General features: G+C 52.1%; 25 protein-coding genes. 17 read left to right on the plus strand and 8 right to left on the minus strand.

The window, feature by feature from the left end; genetic code table 11:
* Nucleotides 1–41 precede the first annotated feature (41 nt).
* On the minus strand, nt 42–1,085 hold the full coding sequence (locus NNO03_RS11030) for an aminopeptidase (protein ID WP_271442472.1): 1,044 nt from the start codon (nt 1,083–1,085) through the stop codon (nt 42–44).
* 254 nt (nt 1,086–1,339) lie between these two features.
* Here NNO03_RS11030 and cysD point away from each other — a divergent pair, with 254 nt between their 5' ends.
* The 12 genes from cysD (at nt 1,340) to rpoS (ending at nt 11,214) form a co-directional block, all read left to right on the plus strand.
* The gene (cysD, locus tag NNO03_RS11035) at nt 1,340–2,248 is read left to right on the plus strand and encodes a sulfate adenylyltransferase subunit CysD (RefSeq protein ID WP_137382749.1); all 909 of its coding nucleotides are present in this window, start codon (nt 1,340–1,342) and stop codon (nt 2,246–2,248) included.
* A gap of 9 nt (nt 2,249–2,257) precedes the next feature.
* Nucleotides 2,258–3,685 carry a sulfate adenylyltransferase subunit CysN gene (gene cysN, locus NNO03_RS11040; RefSeq protein WP_271449531.1) on the plus strand — a complete coding sequence of 476 codons (1,428 nt, stop codon included), beginning with the start codon at nt 2,258–2,260 and terminating at the stop codon, nt 3,683–3,685.
* Complete coding sequence (cysC, locus tag NNO03_RS11045) at nt 3,685–4,290, plus strand: adenylyl-sulfate kinase (RefSeq protein ID WP_271442473.1); 606 nt, start codon at nt 3,685–3,687, stop codon at nt 4,288–4,290. Before cysN ends, cysC begins: the two co-directional genes overlap by 1 nt.
* 67 nt (nt 4,291–4,357) lie before the next feature.
* Nucleotides 4,358–4,681 (plus strand): DUF3561 family protein, encoded by a 324-nt coding sequence (locus NNO03_RS11050; RefSeq protein ID WP_271442474.1) that lies wholly within the window; start codon nt 4,358–4,360, stop codon nt 4,679–4,681.
* A gap of 215 nt (nt 4,682–4,896) precedes the next feature.
* The gene (gene ftsB, locus NNO03_RS11055) at nt 4,897–5,208 is read left to right on the plus strand and encodes a cell division protein FtsB (RefSeq protein ID WP_003034163.1); all 312 of its coding nucleotides are present in this window, start codon (nt 4,897–4,899) and stop codon (nt 5,206–5,208) included.
* 18 nt (nt 5,209–5,226) lie between these two features.
* Entirely contained in the window at nt 5,227–5,940 is a 714-nt protein-coding gene (ispD, locus tag NNO03_RS11060; protein WP_271442475.1) for a 2-C-methyl-D-erythritol 4-phosphate cytidylyltransferase, read from the plus strand.
* 63 nt (nt 5,941–6,003) lie between these two features.
* Entirely contained in the window at nt 6,004–6,483 is a 480-nt protein-coding gene (gene ispF / locus NNO03_RS11065; RefSeq protein ID WP_005130881.1) for a 2-C-methyl-D-erythritol 2,4-cyclodiphosphate synthase, read from the plus strand.
* A complete protein-coding gene (gene truD, locus NNO03_RS11070; protein WP_271449532.1) occupies nt 6,480–7,529 on the plus strand; it encodes a tRNA pseudouridine(13) synthase TruD in 1,050 nt (349 codons plus the stop codon). Before ispF ends, truD begins: the two co-directional genes overlap by 4 nt.
* The gene (surE, locus tag NNO03_RS11075) at nt 7,510–8,271 is read left to right on the plus strand and encodes a 5'/3'-nucleotidase SurE (RefSeq protein WP_202037906.1); all 762 of its coding nucleotides are present in this window, start codon (nt 7,510–7,512) and stop codon (nt 8,269–8,271) included. The genes truD and surE overlap by 20 nt, the downstream gene beginning before the upstream one ends.
* Nucleotides 8,265–8,891, plus strand: a complete 627-nt coding sequence (locus NNO03_RS11080) for a protein-L-isoaspartate(D-aspartate) O-methyltransferase (RefSeq protein ID WP_061068474.1) — start codon at nt 8,265–8,267, stop codon at nt 8,889–8,891. The genes surE and NNO03_RS11080 overlap by 7 nt, the downstream gene beginning before the upstream one ends.
* 186 nt (nt 8,892–9,077) lie before the next feature.
* Entirely contained in the window at nt 9,078–10,160 is a 1,083-nt protein-coding gene (gene nlpD, locus NNO03_RS11085; RefSeq protein WP_249357549.1) for a murein hydrolase activator NlpD, read from the plus strand.
* A gap of 61 nt (nt 10,161–10,221) precedes the next feature.
* Entirely contained in the window at nt 10,222–11,214 is a 993-nt protein-coding gene (gene rpoS, locus NNO03_RS11090; RefSeq protein WP_000081498.1) for an RNA polymerase sigma factor RpoS, read from the plus strand.
* 96 nt (nt 11,215–11,310) lie between these two features.
* Here rpoS and NNO03_RS11095 read toward each other — a convergent pair whose 3' ends face one another.
* A complete protein-coding gene (locus NNO03_RS11095; RefSeq protein ID WP_271442477.1) occupies nt 11,311–11,715 on the minus strand; it encodes a MarR family winged helix-turn-helix transcriptional regulator in 405 nt (134 codons plus the stop codon).
* 159 nt (nt 11,716–11,874) lie between these two features.
* Here NNO03_RS11095 and NNO03_RS11100 point away from each other — a divergent pair, with 159 nt between their 5' ends.
* The 4 genes from NNO03_RS11100 (at nt 11,875) to NNO03_RS11115 (ending at nt 14,635) form a co-directional block, all read left to right on the plus strand.
* Complete coding sequence (locus NNO03_RS11100; RefSeq protein ID WP_271442478.1) at nt 11,875–12,468, plus strand: non-oxidative hydroxyarylic acid decarboxylases subunit B; 594 nt, start codon at nt 11,875–11,877, stop codon at nt 12,466–12,468.
* The gene (locus NNO03_RS11105; protein ID WP_271449533.1) at nt 12,468–13,895 is read left to right on the plus strand and encodes a non-oxidative hydroxyarylic acid decarboxylases subunit C; all 1,428 of its coding nucleotides are present in this window, start codon (nt 12,468–12,470) and stop codon (nt 13,893–13,895) included. Before NNO03_RS11100 ends, NNO03_RS11105 begins: the two co-directional genes overlap by 1 nt.
* Before the next feature lie 10 nt (nt 13,896–13,905).
* Entirely contained in the window at nt 13,906–14,142 is a 237-nt protein-coding gene (locus NNO03_RS11110; RefSeq protein WP_271442480.1) for a non-oxidative hydroxyarylic acid decarboxylases subunit D, read from the plus strand.
* A gap of 340 nt (nt 14,143–14,482) precedes the next feature.
* Nucleotides 14,483–14,635 carry a Hok/Gef family protein gene (locus NNO03_RS11115; RefSeq protein ID WP_043017378.1) on the plus strand — a complete coding sequence of 51 codons (153 nt, stop codon included), beginning with the start codon at nt 14,483–14,485 and terminating at the stop codon, nt 14,633–14,635.
* Nucleotides 14,636–14,755: 120 nt separating this feature from the next.
* On the opposite strand, the gene mutS is transcribed toward NNO03_RS11115, so the two are convergent.
* The 3 genes from mutS to NNO03_RS11130 all read right to left on the minus strand — a co-directional run bounded on the left by mutS (nt 14,756) and on the right by NNO03_RS11130 (nt 18,851).
* Nucleotides 14,756–17,323: a DNA mismatch repair protein MutS gene (gene mutS / locus NNO03_RS11120; RefSeq protein WP_271442481.1), complete on the minus strand. Its 2,568-nt coding sequence runs from the start codon at nt 17,321–17,323 to the stop codon at nt 14,756–14,758.
* Between the two features lie 206 nt (nt 17,324–17,529).
* Nucleotides 17,530–18,048 (minus strand): hypothetical protein, encoded by a 519-nt coding sequence (locus NNO03_RS11125; protein ID WP_271449534.1) that lies wholly within the window; start codon nt 18,046–18,048, stop codon nt 17,530–17,532.
* Nucleotides 18,048–18,851, minus strand: a complete 804-nt coding sequence (locus NNO03_RS11130; RefSeq protein WP_271449535.1) for a winged helix-turn-helix domain-containing protein — start codon at nt 18,849–18,851, stop codon at nt 18,048–18,050. Before NNO03_RS11130 ends, NNO03_RS11125 begins: the two co-directional genes overlap by 1 nt.
* 435 nt (nt 18,852–19,286) lie before the next feature.
* Between NNO03_RS11130 and NNO03_RS11135 the strand changes: the two genes are divergently transcribed.
* The gene (locus tag NNO03_RS11135; RefSeq protein ID WP_271449536.1) at nt 19,287–19,892 is read left to right on the plus strand and encodes a helix-turn-helix domain-containing protein; all 606 of its coding nucleotides are present in this window, start codon (nt 19,287–19,289) and stop codon (nt 19,890–19,892) included.
* 41 nt (nt 19,893–19,933) lie between these two features.
* On the opposite strand, the gene NNO03_RS11140 is transcribed toward NNO03_RS11135, so the two are convergent.
* From NNO03_RS11140 to NNO03_RS11150, 3 genes are all read right to left on the minus strand, one after another.
* Nucleotides 19,934–21,307: an HlyD family type I secretion periplasmic adaptor subunit gene (locus NNO03_RS11140; RefSeq protein WP_271449537.1), complete on the minus strand. Its 1,374-nt coding sequence runs from the start codon at nt 21,305–21,307 to the stop codon at nt 19,934–19,936.
* Nucleotides 21,294–23,486: a type I secretion system permease/ATPase gene (locus tag NNO03_RS11145; protein ID WP_271449538.1), complete on the minus strand. Its 2,193-nt coding sequence runs from the start codon at nt 23,484–23,486 to the stop codon at nt 21,294–21,296. Before NNO03_RS11145 ends, NNO03_RS11140 begins: the two co-directional genes overlap by 14 nt.
* A gap of 88 nt (nt 23,487–23,574) precedes the next feature.
* Nucleotides 23,575–24,918, minus strand: coding sequence for a TolC family outer membrane protein (locus NNO03_RS11150; RefSeq protein WP_271442799.1), 1,344 nt, complete (start codon nt 24,916–24,918; stop codon nt 23,575–23,577).
* Nucleotides 24,919–25,180: the final 262 nt, after the last annotated feature.

Here is a 25,180-nt window from a genome sequence, read left to right on the forward strand (position 1 = left end):
AAAGTGGTCCGGTAAGATTTACATCCTACCGGACCACCTCTTCAGGATTTACCCGCTTTTGCCAGTTCTTTCACCAGCGGCAGCATGATGCGTACTACGTCGCGGCTGCGATGTTCAATCCGGCCTGGAAGCGCTTTATCGATATGCTGCTGGTTGTCCAGACGCACGTCGTGCCAGCTGTTACCGGCGGGGAAAGAGGCAGTTTTGGCGCGTTGCTGATAGCCGTCTTTTTTACCCAGGCTCCAGTTGGTTGCTTCTACCGAGAGCACGGCGATTCCCGCTTTGTCGAAGACCTCGGCATCGTTACAACATCCGGTTCCTTTCGGATAGTCTTTGTTCAGGCCCGGGTTGGTACTGGCGACGATACCGCGGCTGTGTGCAATTGCCAGCGCCCGGTCGCGCGTCAGTTTTCGTACGGCTTCCGGGGTTCTTTTCCCACTATTGAAGTAGAGCTTGTCCCCGACGATCAGGTTATCGAGGTTGATAACCAGCAGCGTATTTTTCTTTTCTGCCGCACTCATGCGTTTAAGGATATTTTCTGCACCCAGTTTGCCTTCTTCCTCACCGCTGGTGGCGATAAACCGAATGCCGTACTGTGTCGGCACATTTTTTAGTTTTTCAGCCAACTCCAGCATGACGCCCAAACCTGCGGCGTTATCGTCGATGCCCTGCAAGGTTAATCCGCCCAGATTAGCATCGGAATCGGCATCGCTCTGCGCAGCGTAAGTGTCGAGATGCGCCATGATAATAATCTGCTGCGGCGCTTTGCCTTCATGCGCTGCAATGACGGTACTGCCCGTAACGTTATGCCAGTTCTTACGATTGTCTTTAGCGGTATAAATATAACGGCTATTAAACGTCCGAATATCACTGCGATAGCCCATCTGCTGAAATTGCTGACGTAAATAATCAGCAGAGAGCATTTCTGCCGGAGAGCCCGTCACGCGGCCAGGGAAGAATGTTGCGATATATCGGGCCTGAGTATTTGCCATATCTCCGGGCTTCGAAGAGGTTGCCTGTGCGGGAAGGATAAAGCACGCGCCGAGCGCCAGGGCGGTAGTCAGGTGGCGCAATGCGGAAAACATAGTGAGTCCTTAAATACCAAGCAGAAATTTTCAGCCGTTAGTATGAAACCGTGATCGAGGTAAAACAATTTCATTTGCTCCTAAATGCCCGAAATCCGGCGGCTTAAGCACTTTTTGATATTTGCTTTTCCAGATCGTTATTCCTTTGAGGAACTACTCATTCCAATTCGTAATTTCATTCGCTCTCTTGCCCTCCCTATAGTCAGGTTATCTGAACTTCGTTAGCAAAATAACGGCAATACATAGGAACGGTTATGGATCAAAAACGACTTACCCACCTGCGGCAACTGGAAGCGGAGAGCATCCATATCATTCGTGAGGTGGCCGCCGAGTTTTCGAATCCGGTGATGATGTATTCCATCGGCAAGGATTCCAGCGTAATGCTGCATCTGGCGCGCAAAGCGTTTTATCCTGGTTCACTGCCGTTTCCTCTGCTGCACGTTGATACCGGCTGGAAATTCAGCGAGATGTATGAGTTTCGTGACCGCACGGCAAAAGCCTACGGCTGCGAACTGCTGGTGCATAAAAACCCGGAAGGGGTGGCGATGGGGATAAATCCATTTGTCCACGGTAGCGCCAAGCATACCGACATTATGAAAACCGAGGGGTTGAAGCAGGCGCTGAACAAATACGGTTTTGACGCAGCATTCGGCGGCGCACGCCGTGATGAAGAGAAATCGCGCGCGAAAGAGCGTATCTATTCCTTCCGCGATCGTTTTCATCGCTGGGACCCGAAAAACCAGCGTCCGGAGCTGTGGCATAACTACAACGGCCAGATTAACAAAGGCGAAAGCATTCGCGTATTCCCGCTCTCTAACTGGACGGAACAGGATATCTGGCAGTACATCTGGCTGGAAAACATCGACATTGTTCCGCTGTACCTCGCCGCAGAGCGTCCGGTGCTTGAGCGCGACGGCATGTTGATGATGATTGATGACGACAGAATCGATCTGCAGCCTGGTGAGGTTATCAAAAAACGGATGGTGCGTTTCCGCACGCTTGGCTGCTGGCCGCTGACCGGCGCGGTGGAGTCTAACGCGCAGACGCTACCGGAAATCATCGAAGAGATGCTGGTCTCAACCACCAGTGAACGTCAGGGCCGCGTGATTGACCGCGACCAGGCGGGCTCCATGGAGCTGAAGAAACGTCAGGGGTATTTCTAAGGAGCCGCCATGAACACGACACTTGCACAACAAATTGCTAATGAAGGCGGCGTTGAAGCCTGGATGATCGCCCAACAACACAAAAGCCTGCTGCGTTTTTTAACCTGCGGTAGCGTGGATGATGGGAAAAGTACCCTGATTGGGCGTCTGTTGCATGATACCCGACAGATCTACGAAGATCAGCTCTCATCGCTGCACAATGATAGTAAACGTCATGGTACGCAGGGCGAGAAGCTCGATCTGGCGCTGTTGGTTGATGGCTTGCAGGCCGAGCGCGAACAGGGCATCACTATTGACGTGGCCTACCGTTATTTTTCCACCGAAAAACGCAAATTTATCATCGCGGATACTCCCGGTCATGAGCAGTACACCCGCAATATGGCAACCGGTGCGTCGACCTGCGATCTGGCGATCCTGCTGATCGATGCACGTAAAGGCGTGTTGGATCAGACCCGCCGTCATAGCTTTATTTCTACGCTGTTGGGAATAAAACATCTGATCGTTGCGATCAACAAAATGGACCTTGTGGATTTTAGCGAAGAGACATTTAACCGGATTCGTGAAGATTATCTGACCTTTGCAGAGCAGTTGCCGGGCAACCTGGATATCCGTTTTGTACCGCTTTCAGCACTGGAAGGTGACAACGTGGCGTCGCAAAGTTTCAGCATGCCGTGGTACAGCGGTCCGACGCTGCTGGAAGTGCTTGAAACCGTTGAAATCCAGCGTGTTGTCGATACTCAGCCGATGCGATTCCCGGTGCAGTATGTGAACCGCCCAAATCTTGATTTTCGTGGTTATGCCGGAACACTGGCCTCCGGTAGCGTGAAGGTAGGACAACGCGTCAAAGTGTTACCGTCTGGCGTTGAGTCGAGCGTCGCCCGGATTGTCACGTTTGATGGCGACTTGCAGGAAGCGCATGCAGGTGAAGCCATTACCCTTGTGCTAAAAGATGAGATCGATATCAGCCGTGGTGACCTGCTGCTTGATGCCCAGGAAACGCTGCCGGCGGTGCAAAGCGCTGCCGTTGATGTGGTGTGGATGGCGGAGCAGGCACTGTCGCCAGGGCAGAGCTATGACATCAAAGTGGCGGGCAAGAAGACGCGTGCGCGTGTTGATAGCGTGGAGTATCAGGTTGATATCAATAACCTGACCCAGCGTGAAGTCGAAGCCTTACCGCTGAACGGTATTGGCCTGGTGAGATTGACGTTTGATGAACCGCTGGTGCTGGATACCTATCAGCATAATCCGGTCACGGGCGGCCTGATTATCATTGACCGTCTGACGAATGTCACCGTTGGGGCAGGACTGGTTCGCGAGCCGATCGTCCAGGAGCCGGCCACGGCATCCCAGTTCAGTGCGTTTGAACTGGAGCTCAATGCGCTGGTGCGTCGTCACTTCCCACACTGGGGTGCGCGCGATCTGCTGGGAGGAAAATAATGGCGCTGCATGACGAAAACGTCGTCTGGCATGCCCATCCTGTTACGCCACAACAGCGGGAGCAACACCACGGCCATCGTGGTGTTGTGCTGTGGTTTACCGGACTCTCTGGTTCGGGTAAATCCACGGTAGCGGGAGCGCTGGAAGAAGCGCTGCACAAGCAGGGGGTTAGTACTTATCTGCTGGATGGCGATAACGTGCGCCACGGTCTGTGCAGCGATCTCGGATTTAGCGATGCCGATCGCAAGGAGAATATTCGCCGGGTTGGGGAAGTGGCTAACCTGATGGTGGATGCGGGGCTGGTGGTACTGACTGCCTTTATTTCCCCTCATCGTGCTGAACGACAGATGGTTCGCGAACGTGTGGGTCATGGGCGTTTTATAGAGGTGTTTGTCGATACGCCGCTGGCAACTTGTGAATCACGTGATCCAAAAGGGCTATATAAAAAAGCGCGGGCGGGTGAGTTGCGCAATTTTACTGGAATTGACTCGGTATACGAAGCGCCTGAATCGCCAGAGATTCATCTGAATGGTGAACAATTAGTAACAAATTTGGTCTCTCAATTATTAGACCTGCTGAGGCAGGAAGATATTATCAGATCCTGAGACACCACCGGACTCCTCGCGATTTTAAAACAGGTACGCCCGGTCAGTCATGGTCACAGGATTAGATATGCGCAACAGCCATAACATTACTATCACAGAGTCAGAGACTTTCGCCGCCGACGACGAAACCACCTGGTCACTACCGGGTGCCGTTGTCGGTTTTGCGGCGTGGTTGCTGGCGCTGGGGTTCCCGTGCCTGATGTATGGCCCTAATACGCTGTTTTTCTTCCTTTATACCTGGCCTTTTTTCCTCGCGTTGCTGCCCGTCGCCATTGTGGCGGGTATTGCCCTGCATTCGCTTTTGAAGGGACGGCTGCTGCTAAGCGTTACGTTTACCCTGCTGGTGGTTGGGTCGATGTTTGGCGCATTGTTCCTGTGGCTGCTGGGCTAGGTTCTCTTCCCTTTTTCCATGGTGAGTGGTGCTGCATACCAGCAGCTCTAATTCAAACCGTAACCAACAATGAGATTATGTTCTCCTTACACGGGGTATACGTAACAACGGGCAAATGTGGTACATTTGCCCGCGTTGTCGCGGCATTCCCGCCCGCAGACGTAAAATCGTCGACGGAAGTTATGGGATGTTAATGCCGTTTTTCAGGGGGCAGGATGGGTAAACTAACGCTGCTGTTGCTGGCTTTATTGGTCTGGCTACAGTATTCGCTGTGGTTCGGTAAGAACGGCATACATGACTATAGTCGCGTCAACGATGATGTTGCTGCGCAGCAAGCTACAAACGCGAAACTTAAAGCGCGTAACGATCAGCTCTTTGCTGAAATTGATGATCTCAATGGCGGTCAGGAAGCTATCGAGGAACGCGCACGCAACGAACTCAGCATGACTAAGCCGGGCGAAACGTTTTATCGCCTGGTCCCTGACGCGTCTAAACGCGCACAGACCGCAGGGCAAAACAATCGATAAACCAGCCAAGGATTTAACATGGCAGCCACTTTATTGGACGTTTGCGCCGTGGTGCCGGCTGCCGGATTTGGCCGCCGAATGCAGACGGAGTGTCCTAAGCAGTACCTCTCAATTGGCAATAAAACCATTCTTGAACACTCGGTTGATGCGCTACTGGCGCATCCCCGGGTGACGCGTGTCGTCATCGCGATCAGTCCCGGCGACAGCCGCTTTGCCCAACTTCCACTTGCAGCGCATCCGCAAATTACCGTGGTGGATGGCGGCGATGAGCGTGCCGATTCTGTTCTTGCCGGTTTGCAAGCCGCTGGAGACGCTCAGTGGGTACTGGTGCATGATGCCGCGCGGCCATGTCTGCATCAGGATGATTTAGCCCGCTTACTGGCAATAAGTGAAACCAGCCGTATCGGCGGTATCCTGGCGGCCCCCGTACGCGACACCATGAAACGTGCGGAGCCTGGTAAGACCGAGATTGCTCATACGGTCGAACGTACTGATTTATGGCATGCGTTGACACCGCAGTATTTCCCACGCGAGCTGTTACACGATTGCCTGACTCGAGCGTTAAACGAAGGCGCAACCATTACGGATGAGGCTTCGGCACTGGAATATTGCGGCTTTCATCCGCTGCTGGTTGAAGGACGCGCTGACAACATTAAAGTCACCCGTCCGGAAGATCTGGCGCTGGCGGAATTTTATCTGACCCGAACAACCCCTACACAGCATCATTCATGATGTACCGAGGCGGCCAACATAAAGGCGGCTTGAAGGATGATGTGTCTATCAGGAGAATGCATAATGCGAATTGGACACGGTTTTGACGTACATGCCTTTGGAGGCGTTGGCCCAATTATCATTGGTGGTGTGCGCATCCCGTATGAAAAAGGACTGCTGGCACATTCTGATGGCGATGTGGCGTTACATGCGCTAACCGATGCCCTGCTGGGTGCAGCGGCGTTGGGTGATATTGGTAAACTCTTCCCGGATACCGATGCCGCGTTCAAAGGTGCCGATAGCCGCGAGTTATTGCGTGAGGCCTGGCGGCGTATTCAGGCTAAAGGTTATACGCTTGGTAATGTGGATGTCACTATTATTGCCCAGGCACCGAAGATGCTGCCGCACATTCCGCAAATGCGGGTGTTTATTGCCGAGGATCTCGGCTGCCATATGGATGATGTTAACGTGAAAGCGACCACCACGGAAAAACTCGGTTTTACCGGGCGTGGGGAAGGGATTGCCTGTGAAGCGGTGGCGTTACTCATTAAGGCAACGAAATGACTGCGTTTGAAAATCTGACCTATCTCCATGGTAAACCACTCGGCCACGGAGTTCTGAAAGCAAACCCGGAAGACTTTGTCGTCGTCGAAGATTTAGGCTTCGAACCGGATGGCGAAGGCGAGCACGTTCTGGTGCGTATTCTGAAAAACGGTTGTAACACCCGTTTTGTGGCTGACGCGCTGGCCAAATTCCTTAAAATCCACGCCCGCGAAGTAAGCTTTGCCGGACAGAAAGATAAGCATGCTGTCACCGAGCAGTGGCTGTGCGCGCGCGTGCCGGGCAATACAATGCCCGATTTAAGCAAATTTGAGCTGGAAGGCTGTAAAGTGCTGGAGTACGCCCGCCACAAGCGTAAGCTGCGTTTAGGCGCACTGAAAGGCAACGCTTTTACGCTGGTGTTGCGTGAAGTGAGCGAGCGTGATGATGTTGAAGCGCGTTTACAAGCGATTAGCGAGCGCGGCGTCCCGAACTATTTTGGTGCCCAACGCTTTGGTATCGGCGGCAGCAACCTGCAAGGTGCGCTGCGCTGGGCACAAAGCGATGCGCCGGTGCGCGATCGCAATAAACGCAGTTTTTGGTTGTCGGCAGCCCGTAGCGCGTTGTTTAATCAGATAGTCAATGAACGCTTGAAAAAAACAGACTTTAATCAAGTTGTTGACGGCGATGCGCTACAATTGTCGGGACGCGGAAGCTGGTTTGTCGCCACACGGGACGAACAGACCGAATTACAGCGTCGTGTTGATGAAAAAGAATTGATGGTAACAGCGGCACTACCGGGCTGCGGTGAGTGGGGAACTCAGCGCGATGCTCTGGCGTTTGAAGAGGCTGCTATTGCTGACGAAACCGCGCTACAGTCTCTGTTATTGCGCGAGAAAGTTGAGGCATCGCGCCGCGCTATGTTGCTGTATCCACAACAATTAAGCTGGAACTGGTGGGATGACGTAACCGTCGAGTTGCGCTTCTGGCTACCGGCAGGTAGCTTCGCCACCAGTGTTGTAAGGGAACTTATTAACACAATGGGTGATTATGCGTATATTGCTGAGTAACGATGATGGGGTCCACGCACCCGGTATACAAACGCTGGCGAAAGCGCTGCGTGAGTTTGCTGACGTACAGGTGGTTGCCCCGGATCGTAACCGCAGTGGCGCGTCTAACTCGCTGACGCTGGAATCCTCGCTTCGCACTTTCACCTTTGATAATGGCGATATCGCCGTGCAAATGGGGACACCTACCGATTGCGTCTACCTGGGCGTGAACGCGTTAATGCGTCCGCGTCCGGACATTGTCGTTTCCGGGATTAATGCGGGTCCAAACCTGGGGGATGATGTCATCTACTCCGGTACCGTGGCGGCAGCAATGGAAGGTCGTCATCTCGGATTCCCTGCGCTGGCGGTCTCGCTCGATGGGCATAAACACTACGATACCGCTGCGGCGATAACCTGCCGGATTTTACGCGCGTTAAGCCGCGAACCGCTGCGCACCGGACGCATTCTGAATATCAACGTTCCGGATTTACCCCTGGATCAGATCAAAGGTATGCGGGTCACCCGCTGCGGCAGCCGTCATCCGGCGGATCAGGTGATCCCACAGCAGGACCCGCGTGGTAATACGCTGTATTGGATCGGGCCGCCGGGCGAAAAGTGCGATGCCGGTCCGGATACGGATTTTGCTGCCGTTGATGAAGGTTATGTTTCAATCACGCCACTGCATGTTGATTTAACCGCATACGGTGCGCATGAGGTTGTTTCTGACTGGTTAGACAGCGTGGGAGTCGACACGCAATGGTAAGCAGACGCGTACACACTCTCCTTGAACAATTACGTGCGCAGGGCATCAGAGATGAACATGTCCTGGATGCGCTCGCCGCCGTGCCGCGTGAAAAGTTCGTTGATGAGGCGTTTGAACATAAGGCCTGGGATAATATCGCCCTGCCGATTGGCCAGGGGCAGACCATCTCACAGCCCTATATGGTGGCTCGCATGACCGAGCTGCTGGAGCTAACGCCGCAATCCCGGGTACTGGAAATTGGTACTGGCTCTGGCTACCAGACGGCGATCCTGGCGCATCTGGTGCATCACGTGTGCTCTGTTGAGCGCATTAAAGGCTTGCAATGGCAGGCGCGTCGTCGCCTGAAGCAGCTTGATTTACATAATGTTTCGACCCGTCATGGTGATGGATGGCAAGGCTGGCAAGCTCGAGCGCCGTTTGACGCTATCATTGTGACGGCAGCACCGCCTGAGATCCCAACGGCATTGATGATGCAGTTAGATGAAGGCGGCATTCTCGTCTTGCCCGTGGGCGATGAGCACCAGTTTTTGAAACGGGTTCGTCGTCGGGGAGGCGAATTTATTATCGACACCGTGGAGGCCGTACGCTTTGTTCCCTTAGTCAAAGGGGAGTTAGCGTAGCTAACGCTGCTGAATACCTGGAGTTTTCCTGGATATTCTGGAATTAGTAAGCGTATCGTGGTCACGTTTTCCAGTGTCCAGTCCGATGCCTTGCACGGTGATTACGTCACTGGGTATTAACCAAATTTTCCTGGGGGATAAATGAGCGCGGGAAGCCACAAATTTACCGTTCGCCGTATTGCGGCATTGTCACTGGTTTCATTATGGCTGGCAGGTTGTTCAAACACCTCGAATCCACCAGCGCCGGTCAGCTCTGTTGGCGGCAACTCATCATCGAACACCAGCTCCGGTATGCTGATTACGCCTCCACCAAAAATGGGATCAACGGCGACAGTACAACAAACGCCACAGATCCAACCGGTGCAACGCCCGGCGACTCAGCCGACACAGGTTCAGCCGGTTGCAGAACAGCCTGTCCAGATGGAAAACGGGCGGATTGTGTACAATCGTCAGTATGGGAATATTCCGAAAGGTAGCTATACGGGTGGCAGTACCTATACTGTTAAGAAAGGCGACACGCTTTTCTATATTGCCTGGATTACCGGGAACGATTTCCGTGACCTCGCACAACGCAATAACGTTCCGGCCCCGTATGGCCTGAATGTCGGACAAACTCTGCAAGTGGGCAACGCGTCGGGTGCACCGATTACCGGTGGAAATGCCATCACCCAGGCGGATGCAGCACAGCAAGGAGTTGTGACCAACCCTGCACAAAATTCCACCGTTGCTGTTGCTTCGAAACCAACAATTACGTATTCTGAGGATTCAGGTGAACAAAGTGCTAACAAAATGTTGCCGAACAACAAGCCTGCTGGGACCGTCGTCACAGCGCCTGTAACGGCTCCGGCAGTTAGTGCAACCGAATCGACTGCAAGCTCAACTTCTACCAGTTCGCCGATCTCTACCTGGCGCTGGCCGACTGACGGCAAAGTGATCGAAAACTTCGCAGCTACCGAAGGTGGCAATAAAGGAATCGACATTGCAGGCAGCAAAGGACAGGCTATTGTCGCGACCGCAGATGGACGCGTCGTGTATGCCGGTAACGCGCTGCGTGGATACGGTAATCTTATTATCATCAAACACAACGATGATTACCTGAGTGCCTACGCCCATAACGATACAATGCTGGTCCGGGAACAACAAGAAATCAAGGCGGGGCAGAAGATAGCTACCATGGGTAGCACCGGAACCAGTTCTACACGCTTGCATTTTGAAATTCGTTACAAGGGGAAATCCGTAAACCCGCTGCGCTATTTACCGCAGCGATAATTCGGCGGAACCAGGCTTTCACGTGCTAGTTCCGTTAGGGATCACGGGTAGGAGCCACCTTATGAGTCAGAATACGCTGAAAGTTCATGATTTAAATGAAGATGCGGAATTTGATGAGAACGGAGTAGAGGCTTTTGATGAAAAAGCCTTGAGTGAAGAGGAACCCAGTGATAACGACCTGGCTGAAGAAGAGCTGTTATCGCAGGGGGCCACACAGCGTGTGTTGGACGCGACTCAGCTTTACCTTGGTGAGATTGGTTATTCACCACTGTTAACAGCCGAAGAAGAAGTTTATTTTGCGCGTCGCGCACTGCGTGGAGATGTCGCTTCTCGCCGCCGCATGATTGAAAGTAACCTGCGTCTGGTGGTGAAAATTGCTCGTCGTTATGGCAATCGTGGTCTGGCATTGCTGGACCTGATTGAAGAGGGCAATCTGGGGCTTATCCGTGCCGTCGAGAAGTTTGACCCTGAGCGCGGGTTCCGCTTCTCAACATACGCAACCTGGTGGATCCGCCAGACGATCGAACGGGCGATTATGAATCAAACCCGAACGATCCGACTGCCGATTCACATTGTAAAAGAGCTGAACGTCTATCTGCGTACTGCGCGTGAGTTGTCGCATAAACTGGACCACGAACCGAGCGCAGAAGAGATTGCGGAACAACTGGATAAACCGGTTGATGACGTCAGCCGTATGCTCCGACTCAACGAGCGCATTACCTCGGTAGACACCCCGCTGGGTGGCGATTCCGAAAAAGCGTTGCTGGATATTCTGGCCGACGAAAAGGAAAACGGTCCGGAAGACACCACGCAAGACGATGATATGAAACAGAGCATCGTCAAATGGCTGTTCGAACTGAACGCCAAACAGCGTGAGGTGCTGGCACGTCGTTTTGGTTTGCTGGGGTACGAAGCTGCGACACTGGAAGATGTGGGCCGTGAAATTGGCCTGACCCGTGAACGTGTTCGCCAGATTCAGGTTGAAGGTCTGCGTCGTCTGCGTGAAATCCTGCAGACGCAGGGGCTGAATATCGAAGCGCTGTTCCGCGAGTAAGCACAAGTTCTATCAAGAAAGGCCAGTCTCATTGGGACTGGCCTTTTTCTTTAGCGGATATGCAGGCCAGATAAGGCGGAGCCGCTATCCGGGACATTACCCCATCATTTTACGCACCAGATACGTAAACTGCTCGCGTTCTTGCGCGCTAAGCCGCCCGAGAAACTCATTATCTATACCGTCTCCCAGCAGTGTCACATGGGTAAGCAATGTATCACCCTCTGGCGTGAGATAGACAAATCGTCTGCGCTTATCTGTCGGATCGTGCTCGCGTTTTACCAGCCCTCGACTTTCCATCCGGCTCAGCATTTCCGCAAGCGTAGCTTTCGTGCTCACCGCGGCCTCTGTTAAGTCAACTTGCTCGATACCAGGACGTTCAGCAATGGCCCGCATCACTGCGTACTGAGGTTTAGTCAGTTCCGGTAACGCATGCTGCCAGCGAGCCGTATGCTTTTGAAAAAGCTGGCGTAGTAAATGAAACGCGGTATTACGTAACTCCATGGGAACTCCGGGCAAACGATCGGTCTCTATCATAGCGGGTAACGCGCACTTTTTTAACAAGCGCGACTTTAGCTATCTGTGCCAGGTGTCCTTGCCCGGAGTCGGTTGTGGGAGTATGTTAAGCAAAATGTTCGTACACGAACAATATTGAGAGGTTGAATGAGACTCATCGTAGGAATGACCGGGGCAACAGGAGCACCGCTTGGTGTGGCGTTGCTACAGGCGCTGCGGCAAATGCCGGAAGTGGAAACGCATCTGGTGTTATCGAAGTGGGCGAAAACGACCATTGAGCTGGAAACGCCGTACAGCGTTCACGATGTGTCTGCGCTGGCGGACTACTGCCACCATCCGGCGGACCAGGCGGCGAGTATCTCCTCCGGCTCGTTTCGGACCGACGGCATGATTGTTATCCCCTGTAGCATGAAAACGCTGGCCGGTATTCGGGCTGGGTATGCGGACGGACTGGTGGGGCGTGCTGCTGATGTGGTGCTAAAAGAAGGGCGCAAGCTGGTGCTGGTTCCGCGTGAAATGCCGCTGAGCACCATTCATCTGGAAAATATGCTCGCACTTTCCCGTATGGGCGTCGCAATGGTTCCGCCGATGCCCGCGTTTTATAACCATCCGCAAACGGTCGATGACATTACGCAGCATATTGTTGCTCGCGTTCTCGATCAGTTTGGTCTGGAACACCCAAACGCCCGTCGCTGGCAGGGATTACGGCAGGCGCAGAATTTTTCACAGGAGAATGAGTAATGGCATTTGATGATTTGCGCAGCTTTTTGCAAGCGCTGGACGACCAGGGACAATTGCTGAAAATCAGTGAAGAAGTGAACGCCGAACCGGATTTAGCGGCTGCTGCCAATGCCACCGGACGTATTGGTGACGGCGCGCCTGCGCTGTGGTTTGACAACATTCGTGGATTTACCGATGCCCGAGTGGCGATGAACACTATCGGCTCATGGCAGAACCACGCAATTTCATTGGGTTTACCACCGAATACGCCGGTGAAAAAACAGATCGATGAATTTATTCGCCGCTGGGATAAATTTCCGGTTGCACCAGAACGTCGCGCCAATCCGGCGTGGGCGGAAAACAGCGTCGACGGCGATGATATTAACCTGTTTGATATTCTGCCGCTGTTTCGTCTGAACGATGGCGACGGTGGTTTCTACCTTGATAAAGCCTGCGTGGTTTCACGCGATCCGCTGGATGTCGATAATTTCGGTAAGCAGAACGTCGGTATTTACCGTATGGAAGTAAAAGGCAAGCGTAAGCTGGGCCTGCAACCGGTGCCGATGCACGATATCGCGCTGCACCTGCATAAAGCGGAAGAACGCGGCGAAGATCTGCCAATTGCGATCACCCTTGGCAACGATCCGATCATCACTCTGATGGGGGCGACGCCGCTGAAGTACGATCAGTCTGAATACGAAATGGCGGGGGCGCTGCGTGAAAGCCCGTACCCGATCGCCACCGCGCCGCTCACTGGTTTTGACGTACCGTGGGGGTCTGAAGTGATCCTTGAAGGGGTCATCGAAAGTCGCAAGCGTGAAATAGAAGGGCCATTTGGTGAATTTACCGGTCACTACTCTGGCGGGCGCAACATGACCGTGGTGCGCATTGATAAAGTATCCTACCGTACGAAGCCGATTTTTGAATCACTCTATCTCGGCATGCCGTGGACGGAGATTGATTACCTGATGGGCCCGGCGACTTGTGTGCCGTTGTACCAGCAACTGAAAGCAGAATTCCCTGAAGTGCAGGCGGTTAACGCCATGTATACCCACGGTTTGCTGGCGATTATCTCCACCAAAAAACGCTACGGCGGCTTTGCCCGTGCTGTGGGGTTGCGGGCGATGACGACGCCGCATGGCCTGGGCTATGTGAAGATGGTGATTATGGTTGATGAGGATGTTGATCCGTTCAACTTACCGCAGGTGATGTGGGCGCTGTCGTCGAAGGTTAACCCGGCGGGCGATCTGGTGCAGTTGCCGAATATGTCAGTACTGGAACTGGACCCAGGCTCCAGCCCGGCAGGTATCACTGACAAGCTGATTATTGATGCCACTACTCCGGTTGCCCCGGATAACCGTGGCCATTACAGCCAGCCGGTATGTGATTTACCTGAGACTCAAGCCTGGGCTGAAAAGCTGACCGCCATGTTGGCCAACCGTAAATAAGGAGATGCAGATGATTTGTCCACGTTGTGCTGATGAACACATAGAATTGATGGCGGTCTCGCCGGTGAAAGGTGTCTGGACGGTATATCAGTGTCAGCATTGTCTGTACACCTGGCGTGATACCGAACCTCTACGTCGTACCAGCCGTGAGCACTACCCGCAGGCGTTTCGCATGACGCAGAAGGATATTGATGAAGCACCGATGGTGCCAAGTATTCCACCGCTGCTGGCAGAAGATAAGCGCTAATCAACATTGCCGGGTGCGGCTTCGCCTTACCCGGCCTGCACATAGCGGTATTTTGTAGGCCCGACAAGCAAAGCGTCATCGGGCAGAACATACCAATATTAAGCCTCGGAATATCCGGGGCTTGTTATTTTGCGAGCAGGCTCGTAGCAAATGGCTTAATTTGTTCGAGGAGATGACACCTGGAATAGAATAGCTGCGGGTGCTTGAGGCTTTCTGAGCTTTGAGCATTTGCAAGGTCCCGGAAAGACAAAAGCCCCAGGAGATAGTTCTATCAACCTGAGGCTAGCGTACAAACCTAGACCATTTGGATGTTAGTCTCTTCTTTGCAGGGAGGCAAGACATGCTGACAAAATATGCCCTGGTGGCAATTGTAGTGCTGTGTTTCACGGTGCTGGGATTTACGTTAATGGTACGAGATTCGCTGTGCGAGTTAAGTATCAAAGAGCGTAATATGGAGTTTAAAGCTGTTCTCGCTTACGAACCGAAGAAGTAGCAACAACGCGGGGGAAACCCCGCGTCTTGATGGCCTGGTTTTGTCCTCTCGCACCCATTCCCGAAGTGCGCGCCAGTTGTTGCAGGCCCGATAAGCAAAGCGTCATCGGGCATTACAACGTTACACCAGACTCTTCAACCGATAGATCCACTCCAGCGCCTGGCGCGGTGTCAGCGAATCCGGGTCAATATTCTCCAGTGCTTCAACGGCTGGCGATGTCTCTTCCGGGGTACTGAGCAGTGACATTTGCGTGCCATCAACCTGCGTTGCCGCTGCGTTTGGCGTGATGCTTTCCAGCTCGCGCAGTTTTTGCCGTGCGCGTTTGATAACCTCTTTCGGAACGCCAGCCAGTGCCGCGACCGCCAGACCATAGCTCTTACTTGCCGCGCCATCCTGTACGCTGTGCATAAAGGCGATGGTATCGCCATGCTCTAACGCATCCAGATGTACGTTCGCTACGCCTTCCATTTTTTCCGGTAACTGAGTCAGCTCGAAGTAGTGGGTAGCAAACAACGTGAGTGCTTTGATTTTATTCGCCAGATTTTCAGCACAAGCCCAGGCCAGAGATAAACCGTCATAGGTAGAGGTCCCGCGTCCAATTTCATCCATTAGCACCAGGCTGTTCTCAGTGGCGTTATGCAGAATATTGGCCGTTTCGGTCATTTCTACCATGAAGGTTGAACGACCGGAGGCGAGGTCATCCGCCGCGCCCACACGGGTAAAGATACGGTCGATTGGACCTATTTCTACCTTTTGTGCCGGCACATAGCTGCCGATGTAGGCCAGCAATGCAATCAGCGCGGTCTGGCGCATATAGGTGCTTTTACCACCCATATTTGGCCCGGTGATAATCAGCATCCGCCGCTGCGGGGAAAGGCTAAGTGGGTTGGCGATAAACGGCTCGCTCAACACTTGTTCCACCACCGGATGGCGACCCTCGGTAATACGGATACCGGGCTTATCGCTGAATGTCGGGCAGGTGTAGTTCAGGGTATACGCGCGTTCGGCCAGGTTGACCAGCACGTCCAGCTCTGCCAGTGCGCTGGCGCTCTGCTGTAAATCCGCCAGATGCGGCAACAGCATGTCGAACAGCTCGTCATACAGCTGTTTTTCCAGTGCCAGCGCTTTACCTTTTGAGGTCAGAACTTTGTCTTCGTACTCTTTCAGCTCAGGAATAATGTAGCGTTCGGCATTTTTCAGCGTCTGACGGCGCACATAGTTAATCGGTGCCAGGTGGCTCTGCCCACGACTGATCTGAATGTAGTAACCGTGGACGGCGTTAAATCCAACTTTCAATGTGTCCAGGCCGGTGCGCTCGCGCTCGCGGATCTCCAGTCTGTCCAGATAATCAGTTGCGCCATCAGCCAGCGCTCGCCATTCGTCCAGCTCTTCGTTATAGCCCGGTGCGATAACGCCACCATCGCGTACCAGCACTGGCGGGGCATCAACCACGGCACGCTCCAGCAGTTCACGCAGTTCCGTGAACTCGCCCATTTTTTCGCGCAGCATCTGTACGGGGGCGCTGTTTACGTTTTCCAGTTGAGCGCGCAGTTCCGGTAATTGCTGGAAGGCGTGACGCATACGCGCCAGATCGCGTGGACGCGCGGTACGCAGTGCCAGACGTGCCAGAATACGTTCCAGATCGCCCACCTGACGCAGCACGGGTTGCAATTCACTGGTGGAATCCTGCAGTGCACCGATCGTCTGTTGGCGCTCGATCAGTATCTGCGTATCGCGCACCGGCATATGCAGCCAGCGTTTGAGCATACGGCTACCCATCGGCGTCACGGTGCAATCGAGCACCGATGCCAGCGTATTTTCTACGCCACCGGCCAGGTTCTGGGTAATTTCCAGATTGCGGCGCGTGGCGGCATCCATAATGATGCTGTCCTGCTGGCGTTCCATGGTGATGGAGCGAATATGCGGCAGTGAGGTGCGCTGGGTATCTTTTACATATTGCAGCAGGCAGCCGGCAGCACATAATCCACGCGGCGCGTTTTCTACACCAAAGCCGATCAGATCCCGTGTACCAAACTGCAGGTTTAACTGCTGGCGGGCGGTATCAATTTCAAATTCCCACAGTGGACGGCGACGCAGGCCACGACGGCCCTCAATCAGCGACGTTTCTGCGAAATCCTCGGCATACAGCAATTCGGCAGGGTTGGTGCGCTGCAGTTCCGCAGCCATCGTCTCACGGTCTGCGGGTTCACTGACGCGAAAACGCCCGGAGCTGATGTCCAGTGTGGCGTAGCCAAAGCCTTTACTGTCCTGCCAGACAGCGGCCAGCAGGTTGTCCTGACGTTCCTGTAACAGTGCTTCATCGCTGATGGTACCTGGCGTGACGATGCGTACCACTTTGCGTTCAACCGGCCCTTTGCTGGTCGCCGGATCGCCAATCTGCTCACAAATAGCGACAGATTCCCCCTGATTGACCAGCTTAGCGAGGTAGTTTTCCACCGCATGATGAGGAATGCCCGCCATCGGGATGGGCTCGCCCGCAGACGCGCCGCGTTTGGTCAGCGAGATATCGAGCAGCTGCGACGCACGTTTCGCGTCGTCATAAAACAGTTCGTAAAAGTCGCCCATGCGGTAAAACAGTAATATTTCCGGATGCTGAGCCTTCAGCTTGAGATACTGCTGCATCATGGGGGTATGGTTGGAGAAGTCCGTATCAAGTGACTCTTTCATATCGCCTTTGCTCTTTTTTTAATCTTTTTGGGTACCGGGGAAGTCTTATGTGAGCCCCTGGAAACTCACATAAACCCACAAATTTGTCATTCGAAAGCCGCCTAAACGGCAGTAACGGCGAGCGTTGGCTCAGACTGAATGCTGTATCTTATCACCGACAACCACTGAGATTCATCCGTCGGTTGTACCGCCAGAATGCCTGGCGATTACTCATTTTCCGGCAGCGCATAATTCTGGCAGTACAGGTAGGGGATCCCTTCTTTGGTAATCAGATAGGTATCTCTGTTCAGTGCGAAAAGATCGACATTCGAGACGCTGGTGTTGGTCAGGAAGAAATCGGGCAGGATCTGCTGGATTAAACTGGCGGGAGCCGTTTCACGGTTTGATACATGAATTTTCTGTGAGACCCATACCGGGCTGGTGCCGTAACTGGAGTGTGTAAAGAGCACCATGCGTTGTACAGTCTGTTCATTATTAGCGGCGTCACTAATAATGCCATCAATATTCACAATACCTTTAGTATCACCGCTTTTGATATCAATGATCCCCTTAAATGAGGCGGTATTACGCACGATATCAATGGCTGCCCGGCAGGAAAGATTATGCAGGTGATTATGATTATTGCCGAGCCGCCAGATGCTGGCAATCGCAATTACGCAAAGGCAAAGCATCAGGATTATACCCGTCTGGATACGGAAGCGGGGAGTGCGAGGAAGTAAATTCATTAGCTATCATACCGTGGGTAATAGACAGACTGACACGCGTTTTCTTGTTCGCCTTTCATCGGCGAGCGGCACAATAGCACCGACAATTTTTTTGATTCCGGATAGGTCGTGATATAGATAAATTTATTGGCCTGACACAACGCAGGATTTTTGTCGATAAACGCAGTATGCCGGGAGAAATTGCTGGCATCGTTATTAAAATAATACTGACAGTCAGTTGATACTTGTGGCGCAGCAATATAACCGGAAAAATAATCATCACTGCTTTTCCACGGGAATACGATCAGAACGCAGATTATCAGTGTCAGCACCATCATTATCGTTTCAGTGGTCGTTACCCGTGGTTTACGTGGTGTCCCCGCCAGCAACGCCTCTATACCCGCTTCTGGGGTTAAGTCAGACTCAGGTGCTACCGGTATGTCAATGGCTAAAGGGACACTCTCCGGTGTTGCAATCTCCAGGATTTCAAACTCTTCGTTAATAATCAGTCCCTTGCGGGGTATCGTTGTGATGAACGTTTGCTCCAGTTCCAGTTGCAGCAGGCTTTTGCGTAAAGACAGGATGCTCTGATAAAAGGCATTGAAGCTGACCTGGCGATGATTGCTACCCCAGCCAAACTCCAGCAATTCGTTCTGTGAGACAACCTTTCCGCGATGTTGAATAAGTAATAAAAGACATAGTGATGCCGAGTGTTTAAGTTTTATCTGCTGCTCGGGATGGTCTACCCGCGTCAGACACTGTGTGCCTGGCGTGAAGATTATTTTATTTTCAATTAGATAACTGACATTGCCAGTCTCAGACATAATGCCTCAGCTCTTGATGATGCACCCAGTGGTCAGTGGGTTATGATAACACTTTGTCCAAAAAAGACGCCAGAACCGCGCAGTGTTTCAATTTGATAGCATAATATAACAACAATAGTAACTTTTTAATGAAAATAAAGAGCATATAAATCAATGGATTGTGTCTTTTTGGCTATTATGCAAAGAGCAAAAAGACGAAATTGTGATGACAAAGGTGATAAGCATTAATTCTTTCTGGACAGCGCAATATACTGCTCGACACCACCACGCGAGAACAAAGTCAGTGCCGTTAGCGCGTCAAAAGCACCAGGGAATGCTGGTGGTAGAGGTAGATGGGGATAAATGTCAGCTTGTATTAAAGCTGACATTTATTTTGTCCGTTAAGTCAATTCCACCATTATTTTGATGAAGCAATCACTTGCTTTAGAGAGTCCGATGTTCCAGAACGAAATAGACAAATCTGTAGTGCTGATTGGTGATGAAATAAAGAAATCGGATAACGCCTGGCTGTCCTTACGTAAAAAACGTCAGCGCATAGATCTGAAAGTCGATGGAAATATCTTGTTTCTGGAGAAAGGGACGGTCTCTGTATATCGTGTAGAAAATGATTTAGTGACGGTAAGTATTTCTGCACCGGCGATCCTTGGACTTCCACAAATGCGTACGGAGGTCGCTGGGCACTATTTACGCTGCGACACCGATTGTGAAATGTGGGCCATGAGCGTACAGAACGCCGATCTTTTATTTACCGCTAAAAATCTCTGGAAGCAGGCGTTTGATATCCTGGCGCACCATCTGCAACGCTATTTCCAGCGTGAAACATTGCAATCGCACAGAACCATTCGTGAGCTGATTATTGAACACGTCAAATATATTTGGGCGATGGAGCCCGCGGTACGTGAGAAAACATCCGTATATACCTTTATTTTGACCCGCAATCATATCTCGCGCAGTGCTATTCATAAGGTATTACAGGAGCTGGTGAATGACGGAAAAATCACGCTCAATCGGGGTAAACTGTCTGCTTATACCGCGGCATAAACATAAGCGCCCCTGATTTAACGCAAGGGGCGCGCAAGTGATTAACGTTCTCTGAGCGCCTCTGCACGCGCACGAATGATCGGTTTCAGCAGATAGCTAAGAATGGTTTTCTTACCGGTGAGGATATCGACGCTTGCCACCATGCCGGGAATGACAAGCATCGGATGCTCTCTTGTACCCAGGTAGTTTTTGTCAGTTTGCAGACGAACAATATAGAAACTCCGTCCCTGCTTATCGGTAATGGTGTCCGGACTTATCTGCACCACTTCACCGCGCAGCCCGCCATAGATGGTGTAATCGTAAGCGGTAAATTTCACCATCGCGTGCTGACCTGGATGCAGGAAGGCGATATCGCGCGGCTGTATTTTTGCCTCAATTAACAGCTTGTCATCCAGTGGCACGATTTCCACCAGATCGCTGCCAGGCTGAATGACGCCGCCGATAGTATTGACCATCACCTGCTGGACGATACCGCGTACAGGTGAAGTAACCATGGTGCGATTCACCCTGTCTTCCAGTGCTTTGACGCTGGCCTGGGCTTTGCTCAGGTTGGTGCGGGCTTCGTTCAGTTGAGCCAGCGCATCACTCTTGAAGCGGCCACGGCTTTCACCGATTTTGTTCTCAATCTCTTTAATTTCTGAGGCGGCTTTAGGCAGCGACAGGCTGACGGAATTGAGCTGTCCGGCGGTTTCCACTTCAGTACGATGTAAACGCAGCAGTTCGACTTTTGAAATGGCACCAGAGGCAAGTAACGGTTCTGACATTTTGATTTCCTGGCGTATTAATCCCAGGCTGTGCTTGAACTGATCTTCCTTTGATTCATAATCGCGCAGTTCTTGTTTTTTCTGCACCAGTTGCTCTTCAAGCGCCGAAATTTCGTTGTGAAATTGCGCCCGGCGGCTGTTATACAGTTCGGTTTCACCGCGGGCGACGTCCGGGGCTTTGCTGGCAATCTCTTCTGAGATTACAAAGTCACGGTTTTCAACCTCTGCGCTCAGGCGTTCTACCTTTGCGCGCAGGCCGAGTTTATCCGCTTCCGTTTCGCCGACGTTTGAAGCAAAACGTGTGTCGTCAAGGTGCAGTAATGGGGCTCCGGCGTTGACGATTTGCCCTTCGTGTACGTACAGCTCGGTAACAATTCCGCCTTCCAGGTTCTGTATTTTTTGCAGTTTTGACGAGGGGATCGCTTTGCCTTCACCGCGTGTCACTTCATCAATCTTCGCAAAACCTGCCCACACGAAGGACAGGACCACCAGCGCAAGGATCACCCACAGCGTCAGGCGAATGACCCGTGGAGCATCATCGATAATGGCGTGACTCACTTCATTGATACTGTCGGTTTGATTTTCATCGCGGCCGTGAAAATAGTGCTGCATGAAACGGCGAACACGCGCCAGGAAATCAGCGAGACGCATTAATCTGCCCCTTTTTCAACGCATCCATCACCACCGCTTTCGGGCCATCTGCGATGATGCGTCCTTTATCAACAATAATCAGGCGGTCAACCAGCGACAACATGGAGGCGCGGTGGGTGACCAGTAATAGCGTTTTACCTGCGATGCAGGGGACCAGCGCGTGTTTGATCTTCTCTTCGCTGGTGTTATCCATCGAGCTGGTGGGTTCATCCAGTAGCAGTAGAGGCGGATCCAGCAGCAGCGCACGAGCGAGTGCCACCGCCTGCCGTTGTCCGCCTGAAAGCTGAGAACCGCGCTCGCCAACCTGCAGGTTGTAGCCGTCAGGATGCAGACGAGCGAAATCGTTGACACCTGCCAGTTCCGCCGCGCGTAACATGGTTTCGTCATCGACATAGCGCGCGCCGCACAGCAGGTTGTCGCGCAGTGTGCCGTTGAACAACTGGATGTCCTGAGGGACGTAGCCGATGCTGTGGCGGAGATCGTTGACATCCAACTGGCGGGAATCGATACCGTCGATCAGGATATTACCGGCGCAGGGCTGGTACAGATTGACGATCAACTTACTGATCGAGCTTTTACCGGAGCCGCTACGGCCGATGATACCGATGCGTTCGCCGGGCTGAATGGTGAGATTAATTTTGTGCAGTGACAGGTTTTTTTGTTCTGGATAGCTAAAATCCACGTCGCGGAATTCAATGCTGCCCTGCAACTGTTCGCGCTTGAGCGGGTTCTCATCCGCACGGCGCTCCTGCGTCAGTGACATCATCTTATCGGTATTCTTGATGGTGAGTTTTGCCTGCTGGTAACGGGCAATAAGACCGGTTAATTGGCCCAGCGGCATTAATGCGCGGCCATTCAGCATGTAGCAGGCGATCAGGCCACCCATACTCAGCTTGCCGCCGATAATCATATACACACCAACAATGATCATCACCACGCCCGAAATCTGCTGGAACCAGCCGGTGAGATTGCTGGCCAGGCTGGATAAGGTTTTCACCCGCAGTTCCAGACGGCTCAGGCTACCCAGCGTTTGTTCCCACTGGAACTGACGCTCGCTTTGGGCATTATTCACTTTAATGGCATCCAGGCTGCTGAGCGTTTCAATTAACAGTGCCTGACGCTCGCTGGCGAGACTCATGGTTTTGGCCACCGCCGCATTGACGGGTTTTTGCAGTGCCCAACTGCACAGCAGGGCTATCGGTAGCGTCAGGAGTGGGATCCAGGCCAGAGAACCGCCAATAATGCCTATAACGATCAGCAGCAGCAGGGTGAAGGGCAGGTCGATAATCGTCGTCAGGGTCAGCGATGAGAGGAAATCACGCAGTGACTGAAACTCATGAATATTCTGCGCAAAGCTACCCACGCGCTGTGGACGCTCTTTCATCTCCATACCGATAATGCGCTCAAACAGGGTCGAGGAGATAATGAGATCGCTTTTTTTGCCCGCAATATCAAGACAGATACCGCGTAGCATTTTTAAAATCAGATCAAAAACAAAGGCAAGGCAAATGCCCACAGCCAGTACCCACAGTGTCACCGTCGCCTGGTTCGGCACCACGCGGTCGTAGACGTTCATGGTAAAGAGTGGTGTGCCGAGTGCGATCAGGTTGATTAACAGGCTGGCCAGCACGGCATCCATATACAGAAAACGTGACAGCTTCAGCGTGTCTTTAAACCAGGACTTGGTGCGTGGCAAAAAGGCTTCTGCCTGCAAATCGAACTCATGGCGTGGATGGGCAAAAATAACTTTTCCGGCATAGCTCTGTTCAAGCGTGGCTAAATCGACACGGATTTCACCACCTTCGCTTTCGCTGGGCATAAAACGAGCGCTGCCGTCTTCATTCCATGCCAGCAATACGCCAGTTGCGCCAGAGCGCAGTAACAGCACGGCGGGCAGAGACATCTGCGGAATTTTATCAAGCGCGCGCGTCACCACCCGCGCTTTTAAACCGGCTCTTGCCGCAGCGCGAGGAAATATATTCAGCGTGAGTTGATCGTTTTCTAATGGCAGACCGCTGCTTAACGTTGAACGACTGGCTGATTTACCGTGCAGAGAACACAAAATAAGTAGGCTATCTAATAACGGGTCGTCATGATGGCTACGGGGATCGTGATGTTGAGAATTGCTACTGTCAGAATTCTCTAGGACTTCATTGAATAATTCAGCTTGTGCACTCATTTTCGCAACCATTCTGACCTGCACGTTTTAATAATAGCAAGCTAATAATAAGCGTGCAGGTCAGGGATTTATTGGGTATTAATAATTATTAATGAAGTTCAGGCAGGTTATTTTCTTCTGCAGAATCTACCGGTTGACCTGATGGCGGTGGTGCAATTTTTAGAATACCCATTAATTCACCTGTACGTTCGCTAATACGATAACCGCTGGTGACTGCCAGATAGCGTAATTCGACAAGGCGGCGTTTTGAGGAGAAAACTTCATTTTCGCTATCAAGTAAATCCAGTAGTGTACGCTCGCCAAGACTGAATTGATCCTGATAGGCGGTACGTACTTTTACGCTACGGTCGGCATATTCTTCGGCAGAAGGAAGCTGGGCGCGCGCGTTTTGTAATGCTGTCCACGCCAGGCGCAGTTCCTGATTCATCTGGCGCAACGTGTTGTTACGCACATCCTGAGCCTGCTTATGCAGATACGCGCGGGAGTCCATTGTGGCTTTGTCGCTACCGCCCTGGTACAGGTTGTAATGCAGTTTGACCATCGCTTCCCACTCTTCGGTATGTGCGCGAGTGGTGTCGGTGTTATTGCTGATCCCACGGGAAAGCTCAACGTCAACGCGTGGATAGAAGGTTGATTTTGAGGCTTCGTACTGTTGATGTGCGGCCTCAATATCGGCATTGGCAGACTTCAGCAATGGGCTATTCTTCTCCATTCGACTTTTGGCGTCTGCAAGTGAGGTTGGCAGCTCAGCGTCGATACTCGCTGGCTGGCTGAGTCCTTGCGGCTCCATGCCGGTCACGCTGATAAAGGTGGTTTTTGCATCTTCGAGGTTGGTTTGCTCGGTCAGTAAGTTGTTACGCGCCTGCGCCAGACGCGCTTCGGCCTGCATGAAGTCTCCTGAACGGCCAACGCCCTGATCGGTACGCAGTTTTATCTGGTCATAGATGCGTTCATGGTTAGCCAAATCATCTTCAGCCAGACGGACAAACTCCTCGCGCTGCAACACATCAAAATAGGCCTGAATCACCGTATATGCGGTACTTTCGCTGGTATTCATAACGCTCCAGGCGCGTGAGTCCACGGTCGCTTTTTGTCGGGCGACTTCGCTGGAGGTGGCAAAACCATTAAACACATTTTGCTCAAGGCTCAACGTCGCCTCGTTGGGGGACTGCGTCAAACCGTTGGTGCTGCCTGCGGCACGCGTCGTCGCATCATCAATATTTTTGCGTCCGGCTTCAGCATTTAAATTCAGCGACGGTAAATATCCACCTTTTGCCGCACGTAGTTCTTGTTCGGAAGAATAACGGCTGTTTATCGCCGCATTGACTTCAGGGTGGTTAGCTAATGCTTCTTTAACGGTATTGTGTAAATCTTCTGCATTAACTGAATTTATTGAAAACCATGAAAGCAGAAAAACAAAAAACTTCTTCATGACATGAATGCCTTATATCTCACGGTTATGACTTCCCGTTGTCGTTGCTATCATCCGTTTTTACAAACACGTTATATTAATTAACAAATATGAATTATCTTAATTGCTTACAGCGGACAGCTATTCAACGACATGTTTTGTCACATCGTGTTTTATTTTTGGTTATTTTTTATTATATTTATTGGCCAGTCAAGTCTCATGTAAATGCACTTTATAAAATGTGTTTTTTTCTACATTGGGATATTAATGTTTACATTAAATG

Origin of the sequence: Citrobacter sp. Igbk 16, from assembly GCF_028069755.1 — a bacterium.
In the GTDB taxonomy this organism is placed as follows: Bacteria; Pseudomonadota; Gammaproteobacteria; order Enterobacterales; family Enterobacteriaceae; genus Citrobacter.

Coding starts and splice junctions, on each gene's coding strand:
- NNO03_RS11135 (WP_271449536.1), top strand. CDS start 19,287: ATGTTCCAGAACGAAATAGACAAATCTGTAGTGCTGATTGGTGATGAA.
- surE (WP_202037906.1), top strand. CDS start 7,510: ATGCGTATATTGCTGAGTAACGATGATGGGGTCCACGCACCCGGTATA.
- NNO03_RS11150 (WP_271442799.1), bottom strand. CDS start 24,918: ATGAAGAAGTTTTTTGTTTTTCTGCTTTCATGGTTTTCAATAAATTCA.
- NNO03_RS11105 (WP_271449533.1), top strand. CDS start 12,468: ATGGCATTTGATGATTTGCGCAGCTTTTTGCAAGCGCTGGACGACCAG.
- NNO03_RS11030 (WP_271442472.1), bottom strand. CDS start 1,085: ATGTTTTCCGCATTGCGCCACCTGACTACCGCCCTGGCGCTCGGCGCG.
- NNO03_RS11110 (WP_271442480.1), top strand. CDS start 13,906: ATGATTTGTCCACGTTGTGCTGATGAACACATAGAATTGATGGCGGTC.
- cysD (WP_137382749.1), top strand. CDS start 1,340: ATGGATCAAAAACGACTTACCCACCTGCGGCAACTGGAAGCGGAGAGC.
- truD (WP_271449532.1), top strand. CDS start 6,480: ATGACTGCGTTTGAAAATCTGACCTATCTCCATGGTAAACCACTCGGC.
- NNO03_RS11080 (WP_061068474.1), top strand. CDS start 8,265: ATGGTAAGCAGACGCGTACACACTCTCCTTGAACAATTACGTGCGCAG.
- NNO03_RS11115 (WP_043017378.1), top strand. CDS start 14,483: ATGCTGACAAAATATGCCCTGGTGGCAATTGTAGTGCTGTGTTTCACG.
- ispD (WP_271442475.1), top strand. CDS start 5,227: ATGGCAGCCACTTTATTGGACGTTTGCGCCGTGGTGCCGGCTGCCGGA.
- NNO03_RS11125 (WP_271449534.1), bottom strand. CDS start 18,048: ATGAATTTACTTCCTCGCACTCCCCGCTTCCGTATCCAGACGGGTATA.
- NNO03_RS11100 (WP_271442478.1), top strand. CDS start 11,875: ATGAGACTCATCGTAGGAATGACCGGGGCAACAGGAGCACCGCTTGGT.
- NNO03_RS11145 (WP_271449538.1), bottom strand. CDS start 23,486: ATGAGTGCACAAGCTGAATTATTCAATGAAGTCCTAGAGAATTCTGAC.
- mutS (WP_271442481.1), bottom strand. CDS start 17,323: ATGAAAGAGTCACTTGATACGGACTTCTCCAACCATACCCCCATGATG.
- rpoS (WP_000081498.1), top strand. CDS start 10,222: ATGAGTCAGAATACGCTGAAAGTTCATGATTTAAATGAAGATGCGGAA.
- cysN (WP_271449531.1), top strand. CDS start 2,258: ATGAACACGACACTTGCACAACAAATTGCTAATGAAGGCGGCGTTGAA.
- NNO03_RS11050 (WP_271442474.1), top strand. CDS start 4,358: ATGCGCAACAGCCATAACATTACTATCACAGAGTCAGAGACTTTCGCC.
- ispF (WP_005130881.1), top strand. CDS start 6,004: ATGCGAATTGGACACGGTTTTGACGTACATGCCTTTGGAGGCGTTGGC.
- NNO03_RS11130 (WP_271449535.1), bottom strand. CDS start 18,851: ATGTCTGAGACTGGCAATGTCAGTTATCTAATTGAAAATAAAATAATC.
- NNO03_RS11140 (WP_271449537.1), bottom strand. CDS start 21,307: ATGCGTCTCGCTGATTTCCTGGCGCGTGTTCGCCGTTTCATGCAGCAC.
- ftsB (WP_003034163.1), top strand. CDS start 4,897: ATGGGTAAACTAACGCTGCTGTTGCTGGCTTTATTGGTCTGGCTACAG.
- NNO03_RS11095 (WP_271442477.1), bottom strand. CDS start 11,715: ATGGAGTTACGTAATACCGCGTTTCATTTACTACGCCAGCTTTTTCAA.
- cysC (WP_271442473.1), top strand. CDS start 3,685: ATGGCGCTGCATGACGAAAACGTCGTCTGGCATGCCCATCCTGTTACG.